This is a genomic window from Pseudoalteromonas sp. SIMBA_162, from assembly GCF_046535955.1.
Taxonomy (GTDB): domain Bacteria; phylum Pseudomonadota; class Gammaproteobacteria; order Enterobacterales; family Alteromonadaceae; genus Pseudoalteromonas; species Pseudoalteromonas marina.
The window spans coordinates 1-233 of record NZ_JAWJBQ010001287.1 but is presented as its reverse complement, the minus strand read 5'-3'; the positions used below and the strand labels follow the sequence as shown (position 1 = coordinate 233).

At 60.5% G+C, this 233-nt stretch carries 1 protein-coding gene; it reads left to right on the top strand.

The window, feature by feature from the left end:
• On the top strand, positions 1-233 hold a 233-nt coding region (locus tag R0J88_RS23790; protein ID WP_410901427.1), incomplete at both ends, for a hypothetical protein.

Below are 233 nucleotides of genomic sequence, written 5' to 3'. Positions count from 1 at the left end.
CCTGCATATGGCCCTCGATAGCGGCTTGTTTGAGCAAGCGCCGCTTATGGAGCACGCCAGCGCCCTGCGCAGCTGCCTGTGCCGTTTTTATGCGACGCCCAAGCGCCTGCTAGAAGCCTGGTTTGCCTGGGAGAGCTGCCTGCCTGAGCCGGAGCATGACTCGCTCATCAATGAAATTGCTTGGCACCTGGAAGACCCTGGCAGCCTGTTTCATTGGCTGGATTGGCGACCCG